This window comes from Pseudomonas sp. SLBN-26 (assembly GCF_006715895.1).
Lineage (GTDB): Bacteria > Pseudomonadota > Gammaproteobacteria > Pseudomonadales > Pseudomonadaceae > Metapseudomonas > Metapseudomonas otitidis.
The window spans coordinates 3,854,415-3,869,281 of the sequence record NZ_VFOB01000001.1; the positions used below are offsets into that span (position 1 = coordinate 3,854,415).

Genomic DNA, 14,867 nt, shown 5'->3' on the forward strand with positions numbered 1-14,867 from the left:
CCGAAGGACCACCATGGACGGACTCCTCCACCGGCTTCGCCGCCTGGCGCGCAGCCAGGCCCGCTGCCAGCTGTGCCTGGCCACCCTGGAGGGCGATGACGTCCACCCCATCTGCCCCGGCTGCCTGCTCGACCTGCCCTGGCTGGCCGGCCATTGCCGCCAGTGCGCCCTGCCCCTGCCGGCCGACGGGCTGCTCTGCGGCGGATGCCAGCGGCGGCCACCGGCCTTCGACAGCGCCTGCATGCCCTGGCGCTACAGTTTCCCCCTCGACGCCCTGGTCACCCGTTTCAAGCACCGTGCCGACTGGCCTGCCGGGCGCCTGCTGGCGGAGCTGTTCGCCGACCACCTGCGGCACACCCGGCAAGCGCTGCCGGACCTGCTGCTGCCGGTGCCCCTGGCACGGGCACGCCAGCGGGCGCGGGGTTTCAACCAGGCGCAGATGCTCGCCGACTGGCTCGGCCGCTCGCTGCGCCTGAAGGTGGAGGCCGGCTGGCTGCTGCGCACCCTGGACACCCCGGCCCAGCAAGGGCTGGATGCCGCCACCCGGCGACGCAACCTGCGCCGGGCCTTCGCCCTGGCACCCCGCGCGCGCCCCGCCGGTCTGCACCTGGCCCTGGTGGACGACGTGCTGACCACCGGCACCACCGCCCACGCCCTCGCCCGCCTGCTCAAGCGCGCCGGTGCCGTACGGGTGGACGTCTACTGCCTGGCCCGCACGCCCAAGCCGGGCAGCGTGCCCTGACAGGCGCTTGACGACCGCGCCCCGCTCACTCAGCCTGCGCGCCATGTCCACCGGGCCCCGACCACCATGAGCCAGCTGATCCCCCTCACCCAGCAACTGACCCGCCGCCCCCAGCGCATGGCGCTGCTGGAGCAGATCGCCATCCAGGGCTCCATCACCCGTGCCGCCAAGGCCGCCGGCCTCAGCTACAAGGCCGCCTGGGATGCGATCGACGAGCTCAACAACCTCGCCGAAAAGCCGCTGGTGGAGCGCAGCGTGGGGGGCAAGGGCGGCGGCGGAGCGCGCCTGTCCGCCGAGGGTGAGCGCCTGCTGGCGCTGTTCAAGCGCCTGGAAAGCCTGCAGGCACGCCTGGTGGAAAGCGCCGAGCACGAACAGGACCTGGAGCGCCTGGGCCGCCTGATGCTGCGCACCAGCGCGCGCAACCAGCTCAGCGGCAAGGTGGTCGGCCTGCAGGCCCACGGCCGCAACGACCTGGTGGAGATGGAACTGCCCGGTGGCGCCCGGCTGAAGGCGCAGATCACCCACGACAGCACCGAGAAGCTGGAGCTGGCCCTGGGTGTCGGCGTGGTCGCACTGATGAAGGCCGGCTGGCTGGAAGTGCGCCCGCTGCACGCGCCCGCGGATGCCCACCTGAACGCCCTTGAGGGCCGGATCGAGGCCATCGTCCCCGACGCGGAAGGCCCCAGCGAGGTGCGCATCGCCCTGGGCAGCGGCCAGACCCTCTGCGCCCTGGCCGAGCCGGCCCGCCTCGCCGCCGACGGCCTGCAGCCCGGCCAGCTGGCGCGGGTGCTGTTCGACCCCGGCCAGGTGCTGCTGGGCACGGCACTCTAGCCCGGTGGTTTCGGCAGGCCGGCGCGCGACCCGCTAGACTGTGCGCCCATCCGCTGGAGCCGCCCCATGTCCCATCCCTTCGACGCCCTCACCCCCGACCTGGTCCTGGATGCCGTGGAGAGCCTGGGCTACCTCAGCGATGCCCGGGTACTGGCGCTGAACAGCTACGAGAACCGCGTGTACCAGGTGGGGATCGAGGACAGCGCGCCCCTCATCGCCAAGTTCTACCGGCCCGAGCGCTGGTCCGACGCCGCGATTCGCGAGGAGCACGCCTTCACCCTGGAGCTGGAGGAACACGAAGTGCCGGTGGTGGCGCCCCTGCGCTGCGAGGGCGAGACGCTGTTTGAGCACGCCGGCTTCCGCTTCGCCCTGTTCCCCCGTCGCGGCGGCCGCGCCCCGGAGCCGGGCAACCTCGACCAGCTCTACCGCCTCGGCCAGTTGCTCGGCCGCCTGCACGCCGTGGGCGCGACCCGGCCGTTCCAGCACCGCGAGCAGCTGGCTGTGGATAACTTCGGCCACGCCTCGCTGCAGACGCTGCTGGAAGGTGGCTTCATCCCCAAGGGCCTGCTGCCGGCCTACGAATCGGTGGCCCGCGACCTGCTGAAGCGCCTCGACAAACTGTTCGCCGAGGTGCGCTACAGCCCCATCCGCCTGCATGGCGACTGCCACCCGGGCAACCTGCTGTGCCGCGACGAGGCGTTCCACGTCGTCGACCTGGACGACTGCCGCATGGGCCCTGCCGTGCAGGACCTGTGGATGATGCTGGCCGGTGAACGCCAGGAGCGGTTGGGGCAGCTCTCCGAGCTGATGGACGGCTACCAGGAGTTCCACGACTTCGACCCCCGCGAGCTGCCGCTGATCGAAGGCCTGCGGGCCCTGCGCCTGATGCACCACAGCGCCTGGATCGCCCGCCGCTGGGACGACCCGGCCTTCCCCATGCATTTCTCCTGGTTCGGCAGCGAACGCTACTGGGGCGACCAGGTGCTCACCCTGCGCGAGCAACTGGCGGTCCTGGACGAGGAGCCGCTCAGGCTGTTCTGAGGGCCTCACTCGTCCTCGTCGAAGACGAAGGCGTAGCCGTCCTCCATCAATTGTTCGAGGTAGCGCTCGAAGCTCGGCGCGATCACCGCGTAGGAATCGGGGTCGTGCAGGAAGCGCACGACCTGCCCCACCGCACCGCCCGGCGCCGGGTCGAAGTCCAGGTACAGCAACGAGGTGCCGCCATTGTTCATGCAGTGGGAAAAGCACAGGCGGCGATCCATCGGTAGCGCCGGGTCGATGCCGGCGCCGATCAGCTCCGGAAACTCGTCCAGGTAGCCGTCGTAGACCTGGAGGATGCTGTCGGTACGGCGACGCTCGGCGAGCATCTGCTCCACCGAGAGCAGGTAATAGGGGTACTCGAACACGTCCGAGCCGAGGATCAGCTCCTGCAACATGACCCCGCCATGGTCCTGCCAGTAGGTGCCGTTGATGCGCCGGAGCAGCGCCAGCAGGCTGTCGGGCACCTGGGGATAGGCCGCACGCAGCGCCTCCAGCTGGGCGGGCGTGGCCCCCAGGGCCTGGCCCAGGCGCTGACGGGACTCGGGGGGCAGGGCCTGCTCCAGGCCTTGCAGGTAGCGTTCGACGACGGTCATGGCGCACTCCTTGGGAAACCGGCGTGCAGTGTGCCAGCCGCCGGGCAGCATTGCCGCGACCGCCCTCCCATGCCGCCACGGAACCCGGTGCCGACCGCAACGTCACAGACAAGCGCCAGCGCGCGCCCTAAAATGGCGCGCTTCCTTCTACCTGCCGAACCAAGGACGCCTGATGGCCACCGCCAATCCCCGCCGGGGCTATGCCCTGGGCCTGACTGCCTATGTCATCTGGGGACTCTTCCCGATCTACTTCAAGCTGCTCGAGCGCATTCCCGCCCTGGAGATCATCACCCACCGGGCCATCTGGTCCGCCCTGTTCGGCGCCTTGCTGCTGGCGGTGTGGAAGCACCCGGGCTGGTGGCGGGAGCTGCGCGAGAACCCGCGTCGCTTCGCCATCCTCGGCGCCAGCGGGTTGCTGATCGCCAGCAACTGGCTGGTCTACGTCTGGGCGGTGAACAACGGCCGGATGCTGGAGGCGAGCCTGGGCTACTACATCAACCCGCTGGTGAACGTGCTGCTGGGCATGCTCCTGCTCGGCGAGCGCCTGCGCCGCCTGCAGTGGCTGGCGGTGGGCCTGGCGGCCGTGGGCGTGGCCCAGCAGATCTGGCAGGTGGGCGCGCTGCCCTGGGTGTCGCTGACCCTGGCGCTGACCTTCGGTTTCTATGGGCTGATCCGCAAGCAGGCGCCGGTGGCTGCGCTGCCGGGCCTGGTGGTGGAGACCTGGCTGCTGCTGCCCCTGGCCCTGGGCTGGCTCTTGCTGCACCCGGAGGCCAGCACCGGCCAGGCGGGGTTCTGGAGCGACCCGCAGGCCCTCTGGCTGGTGGCCGCCGGCCCGGTGACCCTGGTGCCGCTGGTGTGCTTCAACGCCGCCGCCCGCCACTTGCCCTACACCACCCTGGGCTTCCTGCAGTACCTGGCGCCGACCCTGGTGATGCTGCAGGCGATCTTCCTGTTCGGCGAGCACTTCGACCCGAACAAGCTGGTGGCCTTCTGCTGCATCTGGGCCGGCCTGGCGATCTACAGCGTCGATGCCTGGATGACCCTGCGCCGCAACCAGGGTTGAGCAATAAGTGAACGATGGGCTGCACGCCGCTGCTGGCGGGGGCTGCAGCCGTCGATCCCGAGCTTATCCACAGGCCCGTCCACGGCGGATGTGCACAAGCCCGGCGAGCTGATCAGTTTCCGACCAGCCGCCTGCAGCCCACGCCTGGAAAGGCCTGCGGCGGAGCATCCCCAACTTGTCCACAGGCTTGCCCCGGTTTTCCGTGGGTAAGCCTCAAGCGTCGGCGTTGAGCGTCAGTTCCACCATCAGGTCATCGGCCAGGGTTTCCAGCTGCGCCTGCAGGTCATCCAGCGACAGCGCCAGGGGCACGGCCAGGGTGGCCTCGGCGCGAAACAGCGGCTCGCTGCTCATGGGCGCCGGCACCACCTCGGTCTGCAACTGCTCCAGGTTGACCCCGTGGCGGGACAGCAGGTGGGTGATGTCACGGACGATGCCGGGGCGGTCGTTGCCCACCAGCTCCAGGTGGATGGTCTGCCAGCCGCTGGCCGGCTCGGTGCCACTGTCCGCCAGCATCACGCGGATGCCGTGCGTCTCCAGCCCTTGCAGGCCCGCCACCAGCTTGCCCTGGCCCTCGGCGGGCACGGCCACCCGCAGGATACCGGCGAACTGCCCGGCCATCCGCGCCATGCGGCTTTCCAGCCAGTTGCCGCCATGGGTGGCGATGCACTGAGCGATGCGCTCCACCAGCCCGGGCTGGTCGGCGGCGATCACGGTGAGTACGAGATGGTGCATGTCGGTCTCCTTGGTGCGGGGTCGCTCAGCGGCGATCCAGGCTCAGCCAGTAGGTCAGGTACACCTCGTCCCGCACGTAGCCGAGCCGCTCGTAGAGCGCCTGCCCGGCCAGGTTGGTCCGCGCGGTTTCCAGCTGCAGGCCGCAGGCGCCGGTGGCCTCGCCATGGGCGCGGGCGGCGTTCATCAGCCGTTCGCCCACCCCCAGACGGCGCGCCGAAGGGGCAACGAACAGGTCACTGAGCAGCCAGGCCGGTGCCAACGCCAGGGAGGACATGAAGGGATAGAGCTGGACGAACCCCTGGGCATGCCCGGATTCGTCGCGGTCGATGAGGATCACCGAATCGCCGCGTTCCAGGCGCTCGCCGAGGAAGTGGCGGATCTCCTGCAGCGGGCGGGGCACCCGGTAGAAGTCCAGGTAACCACTGAACAACTGGCTCAGCTCATCCAGGTCAGCGGCGGTCGCAGCGCGTACCGTCATGGTGGGGCTCCTTTTTTTGTAGTGGAGGCAGTATAGAAAAGAGCTGAAGGTAGTGGCTGATGACGCTGTCAGATGCTGCGACGCCGGGTCGCAGCGCCGCGAAAATCGTGATCGTGTACGGTTTGAAGATTTATCTGGAACAATCTATCGGTTTTTTGAGAACATTCTTGCCCCGCAGTGACCGTAAGTGGTTTTTCGGTCGCATAGCGACGCCCGACCCTGTTTTTTGTGACGGGTTCATGTAGTATGCCGCGGCTCGGACTACAAGCTTTCAGGCACGGTCCAGAGCGGATATTGAGCAGAGTGAGGCAAGCAATGACTGAGCGCGTTCAAGTCGGTGGCCTGCAGGTCGCCAAAGTCCTGTTCGACTTCGTGAACAACGAAGCCATCCCCGGAACCGGCATCGCTGCCGACGCGTTCTGGGCCGGTGCGGAGAAGGTCATCAACGACCTCGCGCCGAAGAACAAAGCCCTGCTCGCCAAACGCGACGAACTGCAGGCCAAGATCGACGCCTGGCACCAGGCCCGTGCCGGCCAGGCCCATGACGCCGTGGCCTACAAGGCCTTCCTGCAGGAAATCGGCTACCTGCTGCCCGAACCGGCCGACTTCCAGGCCAGCACCCAGAACGTCGACGAAGAAATCGCCCGCATGGCCGGCCCGCAGCTGGTGGTGCCGGTGATGAACGCCCGCTTCGCCCTGAACGCCGCCAACGCCCGCTGGGGCTCGCTGTACGACGCGCTCTACGGCACCGACGTGATCAGCGAAGCCAACGGCGCCGAGAAGGGCAAGGGCTACAACAAGGTCCGGGGTGACCTGGTCATCGCCTACGCCCGCGCCTTCCTCGACGAAGCCGCGCCGCTGGAGTCCGGCTCCCACGTCGACGCCACCGCCTACACCGTCAAGAACGGCCAGCTCGCCGTGAGCCTGAAGAACGGCAGCGAGACCGGCCTGAAGAACGCCGCGCAGTTCATCGCCTTCCAGGGTGACGCTGCCAAGCCCGCCGCCGTGCTGCTCAAGCACAACGGCCTGCACTTCGAAATCCAGATCGACCCCACCAGCCCCATCGGCCAGACCGATGCCGCTGGCGTCAAGGACGTGCTGATGGAAGCCGCCCTGACCACCATCATGGACTGCGAGGACTCCGTCGCCGCCGTCGACGCCGACGACAAGACCGTCGTCTACCGCAACTGGCTGGGCCTGATGAAGGGCGACCTCGCCGAGGAAGTCAGCAAGGGCGGCCAGACCTTCACCCGCACCATGAACCCCGACCGCGTCTACACCAAGGCCGATGGTTCCGAGCTGACCCTGCACGGCCGCAGCCTGCTGTTCGTGCGCAACGTCGGCCACCTGATGACCAACCCGGCCATCCTCGACGCCGCTGGCAACGAAGTGCCCGAGGGCATCCAGGACGCGCTGTTCACCAGCCTCATCGCCCTGCACAACCTCAACGGCAACACCAGCCGCAAGAACACCCGCACCGGCTCGGTCTACATCGTCAAGCCGAAGATGCACGGTCCGGAGGAAGTCGCCTTCGCCACCGAGATCTTCAGCCGCGTCGAAGACGTGCTGGGCATGCCGCGCAACACCCTCAAGGTCGGCATCATGGACGAGGAGCGCCGCACCACCGTCAACCTGAAGGCCTGCATCAAGGCCGCTGCCGAGCGCGTGGTGTTCATCAACACCGGCTTCCTCGACCGCACCGGTGACGAAATCCACACCTCCATGGAAGCTGGCGCCATGGTGCGCAAGGCCGCCATGAAGAGCGAGAAGTGGATCGGCTCCTACGAGAACAACAACGTCGACGTCGGCCTGGCCACCGGCCTGCAAGGCCGCGCGCAGATCGGCAAGGGCATGTGGGCCATGCCGGACCTGATGGCCGCGATGGTGGAGCAGAAGATCGGCCACCCGCTCTCCGGCGCCAACACCGCCTGGGTCCCCTCGCCCACCGCCGCCACCCTGCACGCGCTGCACTACCACAAGGTCGACGTGTTCGCCCGCCAGGCCGAACTGGCCAAACGCACCCCGGCCTCCGTGGACGACATCCTGACCATCCCCCTGGCTCCCAGCACCGACTGGACCGCCGAGGAGATCAAGAACGAAGTGGACAACAACGCCCAGGGCATCCTCGGCTACGTGGTCCGCTGGATCGACCAGGGCGTCGGCTGCTCCAAGGTGCCGGACATCAACGACGTCGGCCTGATGGAAGACCGCGCCACCCTGCGCATCTCCAGCCAGCTGCTGGCCAACTGGCTGCGCCACGGCGTGATCACCCGCGAGCAGGTCGAGGAAAGCCTCAAGCGCATGGCCGCCGTGGTGGACCGCCAGAACGCCAGCGACCCGCTCTACCGCCCGATGGCGCCGAACTTCGACGACAACGTCGCCTTCCAGGCCGCCCTGGAACTGGTGGTCGAAGGCACCCGGCAGCCCAACGGCTACACCGAGCCGGTGCTGCACCGTCGTCGCCGCGAGTACAAGGCCAAGAACGGCCTGTAAGCACGGCGCACCGCGTTGAAGAAACCGCCCTCCGGGGCGGTTTTTTTATGCGCCCCACCTCCAACGCCGTCATGGGCTTGCGTAACGCCTGCGCACAATTTTGTGTACAAAAAACCCAAAGCGCCCCGCGACTGGGCACGCCAAAACTGACTCGCAAGTCAATGATAGAAAAGGAAAATTCAATTCTTTCCCGGCAGCCCTCGCCACACCTGGCGTGAGAGCACGCGCAGCACGCAGATGAGCGCCAACGCCCGGAAAGTGGCATGGAACTCGCAATTGCACACAACTCAAACAAACCGTGCATACAGGCCGAGCCGACCATGAACCCAACCCCCGCCCATGTCGCCGCTGCACCCGGTGCCGCCACCGCGCCCACCGCCGCCTCACCCCAGCAAGCCGCCCTCAGCCCCCGGCTCTACAGCGCCGACCTCGCCCCCACCAAGGCCGAGGGGCGCCGCTGGGGGCGCTACAGCCTCTTCGCGCTGTGGACCAACGACGTCCACAACATCGCCAACTACTCCTTCGCCATCGGCCTGTTCGCCCTCGGCATGAGCGGCGCGCAGATCCTCGCCGCCTTCGCCCTCGGTGCCCTGCTCATCTACGGCCTGATGAACCTCTCCGGCTACATGGGCCAGAAGACCGGCCTGCCCTACCCGGTGATGTGTCGCATCGCCTTCGGCATCCACGGCGCCCAGTTGCCGGCGCTGACCCGCGCGGTGATCGCCATCGCCTGGTTCGGCATCCAGACCTACCTCGCCTCGGTGGTGCTGCGGGTGCTGCTCACCGCCCTGGCGCCGGAGTTGCGGGCCTACGACCAGGACAGCCTGCTGGGCCTGTCCACCCTGGGCTGGCTGACCTTCCTCGGCATCTGGTGCGTGCAGCTGCTGATCTTCGCCTACGGCATGGAAATGGTGCGGCGCTACGAGTCCTTCGCCGGGCCGGTGATCCTGGTCACCGTCGCCGCGCTGGCCAGCTGGATGTACATCCGCGCCGGGCTGCGCATCAGCTGGTCCATCGGCCAGCAGGCCGAAGGCGCCGGCCTGTGGCTCAAGGTGTTCAGCGGCGCCGCGCTGTGGGTGAGCCTGTACGGCACCATGATCCTCAACTTCTGCGACTTCTCGCGGAACTGCCCGGACCGCCGCACCATCAGCCAGGGCAACTTCTGGGGCCTGCCGGTGAACATGCTGCTGTTCGGGCTGATCGCCGTGGTCCTCGCCGGGGCCCAGTTCAGCCTCGACGGCACGCTGATCCAGAGCCCCACCGACATCGTCGCCGCCATCCCCCACACCGGGCTGCTGGTGCTCGGCTGCCTGGCCTTCCTGATCGTCACCGTGGCGGTGAACATCATGGCCAACTTCGTCGCCCCGGCCTACGTGCTCACCAACCTGGCCCCGCGCGTGCTGAACTTCCGCCGCGCCGGCCTGCTGGCCGCCACCCTGGCCGTGGTGATTCTGCCCTGGCACCTCTACAACAGCCCCGGCGTGATCCTCTACTTCCTCGGCGGCCTGGGCGCCCTGCTCGGCCCGCTGTACGGCATCATCGTCGCCGACTACTACCTGGTGCGCCGGGGCCGGGTGAACCTGCCGGAGCTGTACTCGGAGGCCCCCGAGGCGGCCTACCACTACCACCGCGGCATCAACCTGCGGGCCCTGGCCGCCTTCGCCCCCTCGGCGCTGATCGCCATCGTCCTCGCGCTGCTGCCGGCCTTCGAGAGCCTGTCGCACTTCTCCTGGTTCTTCGGTGCCGGGCTGGCGGCACTGATCCACGTCGCGCTCGCCGATCGCCGGCAGCCGTTCGTGGAGGTTTCGGGGGAATCCATCGCGGTGGACAGCGTCCACCACTGAACGAAGAACGCCTGGGCCGCTCGGCTCAGGCGCTCTTCAGGGCGAGGCAGGTTTCGACGGCCGCTTCTTTCGGCCTGGGCCGCCTCCGGACGACCTTCGGCTCCGGCGGCGTCCCCAGCTCATTGCGCGCCAGGGTGGTCAGGTGGGCCAGGTCGGGCGGCCCCAGCAGGAAGTCCAGCACCTTCAGGTGCAAGGCCTCCACCGCATCCTGCACCGTCGCATCGCCCGCCATCATCACCACCGGCAGGCTGGCGCGGGCCGACTGGCGCACCTGGCGCACCAGCTCCAGGCCGCTGCCGTCCGGCAGGTGCAGGGCGCACACCAGCAACCCGATGGAAGAGCGCGAGGCCAGCAGCTCCAGCGCCTCGGCACGGCCGGGCGCGTGCAGGCAGCGCAAGCCGAGCCCCTGCAGCTCAGCGGCCAGCCGTGGATACAGCGCATCGTCGCCGTCCACCAGCAGCACCGACGCCTGGTGCGGGCCGCGCACCAGCTCGTCCAGCGCGAGCAGTTCTTCTTCACTGAGCAGATCGCCGTAACTCATCGCGTCACCTATGCCCGACTCCCGGCCCGTCCACCTCATGGACGGCCAACTAGGGTGGGATAACGCCGCTTCGGCGGAGTTCCCTTGGCCCGCCGGACGGTCGCCGCCCCTTCCTATACTTACGTCCAATGGGCAGCCCCGGCCCCCAGCCACGACCATGCCGGGACAACAAGAGACACGCGGAAGCACGGCATGAGCACGACAGGCAACGCCTTCGAGCAGGCGGGCAAGCTCGCGGTGATGCAGAACGTCCACGGCACCATGGAGTTCCTGCAGAAGTTCCCACCCTTCAACCAGATGGAAAGCGCCCACCTGGCCTTCCTGGTGGAGCACTGCCTGCTGCGCTTCTATGGGCGCGGCGACTCCATCATCAAGCCCGGCGACGGGCCGGTGGAGCACTTCTACATCGTCAAGCAGGGCCGGGTTGTGGGTGAGCGCCCGCATTCGGCCAAGCGCGGCACCGAAACCACCTTCGAGATCGCCACCGGCGAGTGCTTCCCCCTCGCCGCCCTGCTGGGCGAGCGCGCCACCCGCACCGAGCACCTGGCCGGCGAAGACACCTTCTGCCTGCTGCTGGACAAGGCAGGCTTCGTCAAGCTGTTCGCCCTCTCCAACCCCTTCCGCGACTTCGCCCTGCGCGGCGTCAGCAGCCTGCTGGACCAGGTCAACCAGCAGGTACAGCTGCGCGCGGTGGAAACCCTCGGCGCCCAGTATTCCCTCGACACCCGCCTGGCGGAGCTGGCCGTGCGCCAGCCGGTGGCCTGCCCGCCGCACATGCCCCTGCGCGAAGCGGTGCGGCTGATGCACGAGAGCCAGGTGGGCAGCATCGTCATCGTCCAGGGCGACGAGCGCCCGGTGGGCATCTTCACCCTGCGCGACCTGCGCCGGGTGATCGCCGACGCCTGCGCCGACCTCGACCAGCCCATCGCCGAGCTGATGACCCAGCAACCCTTCCACCTGCCGCCCGGCGCCAGCGCCTTCGACGCCGCCATCGCCATGACCGAGCGCCACATCGCCCACGTCTGCGTGGTGGAGGACGGTCGCCTGCAGGGCGTGGTTTCCGAGCGCGACCTGTTCTCCCTGCAGCGGGTCGACCTGGTGCACCTGGCCCGCACCATCCGCCATGCCGGTCGCGTCGAAACCCTCGCCGCCCTGCGCGCCGACATCCGCCGCCTGGTGGACAGCATGCTCGCCCACGGCGCCAGCTCCACCCAGATCACCCACATCATCACCCTGCTCAACGACCACACCGTGTGCCGGGTGATCGAACTGACCCTGGAAGAGATGGGCGACCCCGGCGTGCCCTTCACCTGGCTCTGCTTCGGCAGCGAAGGGCGCCGCGAACAGACCCTGCACACCGACCAGGACAACGGCATCCTCTTCGAAGCCACCGACGACGCCGAGGCCGCCCTGCTGCGCGGGCGCCTGCTGCCGCTGGCCGAACGCATCAACCAGGCCCTCGCCACCTGCGGCTTCGAGCTGTGCAAAGGGCGGATCATGGCCGGCAACCCCGAGCTGTGCCTGTCGCGCAACGAATGGCGCCGGCGCTTCACCGGCTTCATCCGCGAGGCCACCCCCGAGAACCTCCTGGCCTCCAGCATCTACTTCGACCTGCGCGCCGTCTGGGGCGAGCACGACGGCTGCGACCAGCTGCGCCGCGAGATGCTCGCGCAGGTCGCCGACAACAGCCTGTTCCAGCGCATGATGGCCGAGAACGCCCTGCGCCAGCGCCCGCCGGTGGGGCGCTTCCGTGATTTCGTGGTGGCCCGCAAGGGCGCCGAGAAAGACACCCTCGACCTCAAGGTCCAGGGCCTCACCCCCTTCGTCGACGGCGCCCGCCTGCTGGCCCTGGCCAACGGCATCGAGAGCGGCAACACCCTCGACCGCCTGCGCCAGCTGGTGCAGCGCGAGGTGATCGACGCCCAGGACGGCGCCGCCTTCGAAGAGGCCTACCACTTCATCCAGCAGACCCGCATGCAGCAGCACCAGCAACAGGCCCGCCAGGGGCTCCCGCTGTCCAACCACCTCAACCCCGACAGCCTCAACCACCTGGACCGGCGCATCCTCCGCGAGTCCTTCCGCCAGGCCCAGCGCCTGCAGGCCAGCCTGGCGTTGCGCTACCAGCTATGAATGCCTTCTCCTGGTTCACCCGGCGCCAGCGCCCGGCCCTGACAGACGACCAGCAGCAGCGCCGCGACGCCCTGCCCGCGCCCCAGGCGCTGGACGACCGGCCCCTGGCCGAGCAGCGCTTCGTGGTGCTCGACCTGGAGACCAGCGGCCTGGACATGAGCCGCGACCTGGTGCTGTCCATTGGCGCGGTGAGCATCGAGGCCGGCGCCATTCCCCTCGGACGGGGCTTCGAAGCGACCCTGTACCGGAACGCCGCCACCTCCCCCGCCGTGCTCATCCACGGCATCGCCCCCAGCGTCTCCGCCGCCGGCCTGGCGCCGGCCGAAGCCCTGCTGGACTTCATGGACTACCTGGGCGACAGCCCGGTACTGGCCTTCCACGCCCCCTTCGACCAGCGCATGCTCGCCCGCGCCTTGCGCCAGGACCTAGGCCTGCGGCTGCGCCACCCGTTCCTCGACATCGCCGAACTGGCCCCCCTGCTCTGCCCCGACGCTGGCATCCGCAACGGCGGGCTGGACCAGTGGGCCGAGCATTTCGGCCTGCAGGTGCAGCAGCGCCACCACGCCAGTGCCGATGCCTTGGCCACCGCCGAGATGGCCCTGATCCTCTTCGCCCACGCCCGCCGCCAAGGGCTGGACAGCCCCGCCGCACTGTCCGCCGCCCTCGCCCGGCAGCAACGCCGCCAGCAGCAACCCGGGTTCTGACCGGCCGACGGCCTGCAATTGCGGCACTTCGCCGCCATCGGCATAATTGCGAATCATTCTCGCTCATGATTCGTACTCAGCCGGAGGTGGCCGTGTCGTCGGTGGACCCCACAAACCAGGAACTGGCCGGTGCCCTGTACCGCGACCACCGCGCCTGGCTGCTCGGCTGGCTGCGCCGCAGCCTGGACAACCACCACCGTGCCGAAGACCTCAGCCAGGACACCTTCGTCCGCCTGCTGGGCAAACCCGACCTCGGCCAGGTGCGCGAACCCCGTGCCCTGCTCACCACCATCGCCCGTGGCCTGCTGGTGGACCACTTCCGCCGCAGTGCCCTGGAGCGGGCCTACCTGGACGCCCTGGAACACCTGCCCGAACCCACCCAGCCAAGCCTGGAGGAACAGGCGCTGATGCTCGAATCCCTGCGCGAGATCGACCGCCTGCTCGGCAGCCTCTCGGCCAAGGCCCGCGCCGCCTTCCTCTACAACCGCCTGGACGGCCTCGGCCACGCCGAGATCGCCCAGCGCCTGGGCGTCTCCGTGCCCCGCGTGCGCCAGTACCTCGCCCAGGGCCTGCGCCAGTGCTACATCGCCCTCTACGGAGCGCCGCAATGAACCCGGCGCCGGTGTCCGCCCGCGTGCTGGACGAAGCCATCCACTGGCAGCTGTGCCTCGGTTCCGGCGAAGCCAGCGCCCAGGAACGGGCCGAATTCAACCTCTGGCACGCCGCCAGCCCCGAGCACGCCCTCGCCTGGTCGCGGCTCAACGGCCTGGATGCGCACCTGGGCGCCGCCAGCAGCGCACCGGCCCGCCACGCCCTGCTGGAGGCCCCGCGCCGCCGCCTGCGCAGCAGCGGCAGCGTGCTCGGCCTGTGCCTGGCCGGCGTGCTCGGGCTGCTCCTCGCCCAGCAGCACCGCCCGTTGGGGGACTGGCTGGCCGACGAAATGACCGCCAGCGGCGAGCAGCGCCAGTTGCAACTGCCGGACCACAGCCAGGTGCGCCTGAATAGCCGCAGCGCCCTCGACATCCAGTTCGACGGGCCGCAGCGGCGGCTCTACCTGCGCAGCGGCGAAATCCTCGTCGAAACCGCCCACGGCGACCCGCGCCCCTTCGTGGTCGCCACTGAACAGGGCGAACTGCGCGCCCTCGGCACCCGCTTCCTGGTGCGCCGGGAAGGCCAGGCCACCCGCCTGGTCGTGCTGCGCTCCGCCGTCGCCGCACACCCCGCACAGGCCGAGGACGAACGCATCATCGGCGAAGGCCAGCAGGTGCTGATGCAGGCCGACGCCCTGGGCCGCAGCGAGGCCGCCCCGGTGGGGGCCGACGCCTGGAGCCGCGGCATGCTGGTCGTCGACAACGTCCGCCTGGCGGACCTGCTGGAGCAGCTCGGCCAATACCGCCGTGGCTACCTCGGGGTCGACCCGGCGGTGGCCGACCTGCGCATCAGCGGCAGCTTCCCCCTCGGCGACACCGACCAGGCCCTGGCCGCGCTGCCACCCAGCCTGCCGGTGCGCATCGAGCGCCACACCGACTGGTGGACCCGCGTGGTGCCCGCCCACCGGACGCTCTCGCCCCCGTAGCCCGGGCTTCAGCCCGGGGGCGGTCGCCGTGCGGCACCCGATTTTTTTTCACAGCCCCTATCACTTTTCCATCCTGGCTCGGCAAGGAGTCATTGAGAC

Annotated in this window: 14 protein-coding genes; 10 read left to right on the forward strand and 4 right to left on the reverse strand. The window is 69.2% G+C overall.

All coding sequences use genetic code 11. The annotated features are described in order from the left end of the window. Nucleotides 1-13: 13 nt before the first annotated feature. The 3 genes from FBY21_RS17830 to FBY21_RS17840 all read left to right on the forward strand — a co-directional run bounded on the left by FBY21_RS17830 (nucleotide 14) and on the right by FBY21_RS17840 (nucleotide 2,614). Nucleotides 14-742: a ComF family protein gene (locus FBY21_RS17830; RefSeq protein WP_142012674.1), complete on the forward strand. Its 729-nt coding sequence runs from the start codon at nucleotides 14-16 to the stop codon at nucleotides 740-742. Between the two features lie 66 nt (nucleotides 743-808). Then, nucleotides 809-1,573: a TOBE domain-containing protein gene (locus FBY21_RS17835; RefSeq protein WP_142012677.1), complete on the forward strand. Its 765-nt coding sequence runs from the start codon at nucleotides 809-811 to the stop codon at nucleotides 1,571-1,573. A gap of 66 nt (nucleotides 1,574-1,639) precedes the next feature. Further along, complete coding sequence (locus tag FBY21_RS17840) at nucleotides 1,640-2,614, forward strand: serine/threonine protein kinase (RefSeq protein WP_142012679.1); 975 nt, start codon at nucleotides 1,640-1,642, stop codon at nucleotides 2,612-2,614. A gap of 5 nt (nucleotides 2,615-2,619) precedes the next feature. Here FBY21_RS17840 and FBY21_RS17845 read toward each other — a convergent pair whose 3' ends face one another. Further along, nucleotides 2,620-3,207: an SMI1/KNR4 family protein gene (locus tag FBY21_RS17845; protein WP_044411886.1), complete on the reverse strand. Its 588-nt coding sequence runs from the start codon at nucleotides 3,205-3,207 to the stop codon at nucleotides 2,620-2,622. 172 nt (nucleotides 3,208-3,379) lie between these two features. On the opposite strand from FBY21_RS17845, the gene rarD reads away from it, so the two are divergent. Further along, a complete protein-coding gene (gene rarD, locus FBY21_RS17850) occupies nucleotides 3,380-4,270 on the forward strand; it encodes an EamA family transporter RarD (protein ID WP_044411883.1) in 891 nt (296 codons plus the stop codon). A gap of 213 nt (nucleotides 4,271-4,483) precedes the next feature. Here the strand turns inward: rarD and FBY21_RS17855 are convergent, their stop codons facing one another. Beyond that, nucleotides 4,484-5,002 carry a glycine cleavage system protein R gene (locus tag FBY21_RS17855; protein ID WP_044411880.1) on the reverse strand — a complete coding sequence of 173 codons (519 nt, stop codon included), beginning with the start codon at nucleotides 5,000-5,002 and terminating at the stop codon, nucleotides 4,484-4,486. Between the two features lie 25 nt (nucleotides 5,003-5,027). Beyond that, nucleotides 5,028-5,480, reverse strand: a complete 453-nt coding sequence (locus FBY21_RS17860; protein ID WP_074967354.1) for a GNAT family N-acetyltransferase — start codon at nucleotides 5,478-5,480, stop codon at nucleotides 5,028-5,030. Nucleotides 5,481-5,795: 315 nt separating this feature from the next. Between FBY21_RS17860 and FBY21_RS17870 the strand changes: the two genes are divergently transcribed. Then, nucleotides 5,796-7,973 (forward strand): malate synthase G, encoded by a 2,178-nt coding sequence (locus FBY21_RS17870; protein ID WP_044411876.1) that lies wholly within the window; start codon nucleotides 5,796-5,798, stop codon nucleotides 7,971-7,973. Between the two features lie 320 nt (nucleotides 7,974-8,293). Beyond that, a complete protein-coding gene (locus FBY21_RS17875; protein WP_142012682.1) occupies nucleotides 8,294-9,817 on the forward strand; it encodes an NCS1 family nucleobase:cation symporter-1 in 1,524 nt (507 codons plus the stop codon). Between the two features lie 25 nt (nucleotides 9,818-9,842). On the opposite strand, the gene FBY21_RS17880 is transcribed toward FBY21_RS17875, so the two are convergent. Then, on the reverse strand, nucleotides 9,843-10,358 hold the full coding sequence (locus tag FBY21_RS17880) for a response regulator (RefSeq protein WP_142012684.1): 516 nt from the start codon (nucleotides 10,356-10,358) through the stop codon (nucleotides 9,843-9,845). A gap of 192 nt (nucleotides 10,359-10,550) precedes the next feature. Here FBY21_RS17880 and FBY21_RS17885 point away from each other — a divergent pair, with 192 nt between their 5' ends. The 4 genes from FBY21_RS17885 (at nucleotide 10,551) to FBY21_RS17900 (ending at nucleotide 14,768) form a co-directional block, all read left to right on the forward strand. Beyond that, nucleotides 10,551-12,488: a putative nucleotidyltransferase substrate binding domain-containing protein gene (locus FBY21_RS17885; protein WP_142012686.1), complete on the forward strand. Its 1,938-nt coding sequence runs from the start codon at nucleotides 10,551-10,553 to the stop codon at nucleotides 12,486-12,488. After that, on the forward strand, nucleotides 12,485-13,192 hold the full coding sequence (locus FBY21_RS17890) for a PolC-type DNA polymerase III (protein WP_044411866.1): 708 nt from the start codon (nucleotides 12,485-12,487) through the stop codon (nucleotides 13,190-13,192). Before FBY21_RS17885 ends, FBY21_RS17890 begins: the two co-directional genes overlap by 4 nt. Nucleotides 13,193-13,257: 65 nt before the next feature. Next, nucleotides 13,258-13,803, forward strand: a complete 546-nt coding sequence (locus tag FBY21_RS17895) for an RNA polymerase sigma factor (protein ID WP_301308356.1) — start codon at nucleotides 13,258-13,260, stop codon at nucleotides 13,801-13,803. Beyond that, complete coding sequence (locus tag FBY21_RS17900; protein ID WP_142012688.1) at nucleotides 13,800-14,768, forward strand: FecR domain-containing protein; 969 nt, start codon at nucleotides 13,800-13,802, stop codon at nucleotides 14,766-14,768. The genes FBY21_RS17895 and FBY21_RS17900 overlap by 4 nt, the downstream gene beginning before the upstream one ends. Nucleotides 14,769-14,867 lie beyond the last annotated feature (99 nt).

Excerpts from the sequence above, each read along its gene's own strand:
- FBY21_RS17830 (WP_142012674.1), top strand. The coding sequence starts at position 14 with ATGGACGGACTCCTCCACCGGCTTCGCCGCCTGGCGCGCAGCCAGGCC.
- FBY21_RS17835 (WP_142012677.1), top strand. The coding sequence starts at position 809 with ATGAGCCAGCTGATCCCCCTCACCCAGCAACTGACCCGCCGCCCCCAG.
- FBY21_RS17840 (WP_142012679.1), top strand. The coding sequence starts at position 1,640 with ATGTCCCATCCCTTCGACGCCCTCACCCCCGACCTGGTCCTGGATGCC.
- FBY21_RS17845 (WP_044411886.1), bottom strand. The coding sequence starts at position 3,207 with ATGACCGTCGTCGAACGCTACCTGCAAGGCCTGGAGCAGGCCCTGCCC.
- rarD (WP_044411883.1), top strand. The coding sequence starts at position 3,380 with ATGGCCACCGCCAATCCCCGCCGGGGCTATGCCCTGGGCCTGACTGCC.
- FBY21_RS17855 (WP_044411880.1), bottom strand. The coding sequence starts at position 5,002 with ATGCACCATCTCGTACTCACCGTGATCGCCGCCGACCAGCCCGGGCTG.
- FBY21_RS17860 (WP_074967354.1), bottom strand. The coding sequence starts at position 5,480 with ATGACGGTACGCGCTGCGACCGCCGCTGACCTGGATGAGCTGAGCCAG.
- FBY21_RS17870 (WP_044411876.1), top strand. The coding sequence starts at position 5,796 with ATGACTGAGCGCGTTCAAGTCGGTGGCCTGCAGGTCGCCAAAGTCCTG.
- FBY21_RS17875 (WP_142012682.1), top strand. The coding sequence starts at position 8,294 with ATGAACCCAACCCCCGCCCATGTCGCCGCTGCACCCGGTGCCGCCACC.
- FBY21_RS17880 (WP_142012684.1), bottom strand. The coding sequence starts at position 10,358 with ATGAGTTACGGCGATCTGCTCAGTGAAGAAGAACTGCTCGCGCTGGAC.
- FBY21_RS17885 (WP_142012686.1), top strand. The coding sequence starts at position 10,551 with ATGAGCACGACAGGCAACGCCTTCGAGCAGGCGGGCAAGCTCGCGGTG.
- FBY21_RS17890 (WP_044411866.1), top strand. The coding sequence starts at position 12,485 with ATGAATGCCTTCTCCTGGTTCACCCGGCGCCAGCGCCCGGCCCTGACA.
- FBY21_RS17895 (WP_301308356.1), top strand. The coding sequence starts at position 13,258 with ATGATTCGTACTCAGCCGGAGGTGGCCGTGTCGTCGGTGGACCCCACA.
- FBY21_RS17900 (WP_142012688.1), top strand. The coding sequence starts at position 13,800 with ATGAACCCGGCGCCGGTGTCCGCCCGCGTGCTGGACGAAGCCATCCAC.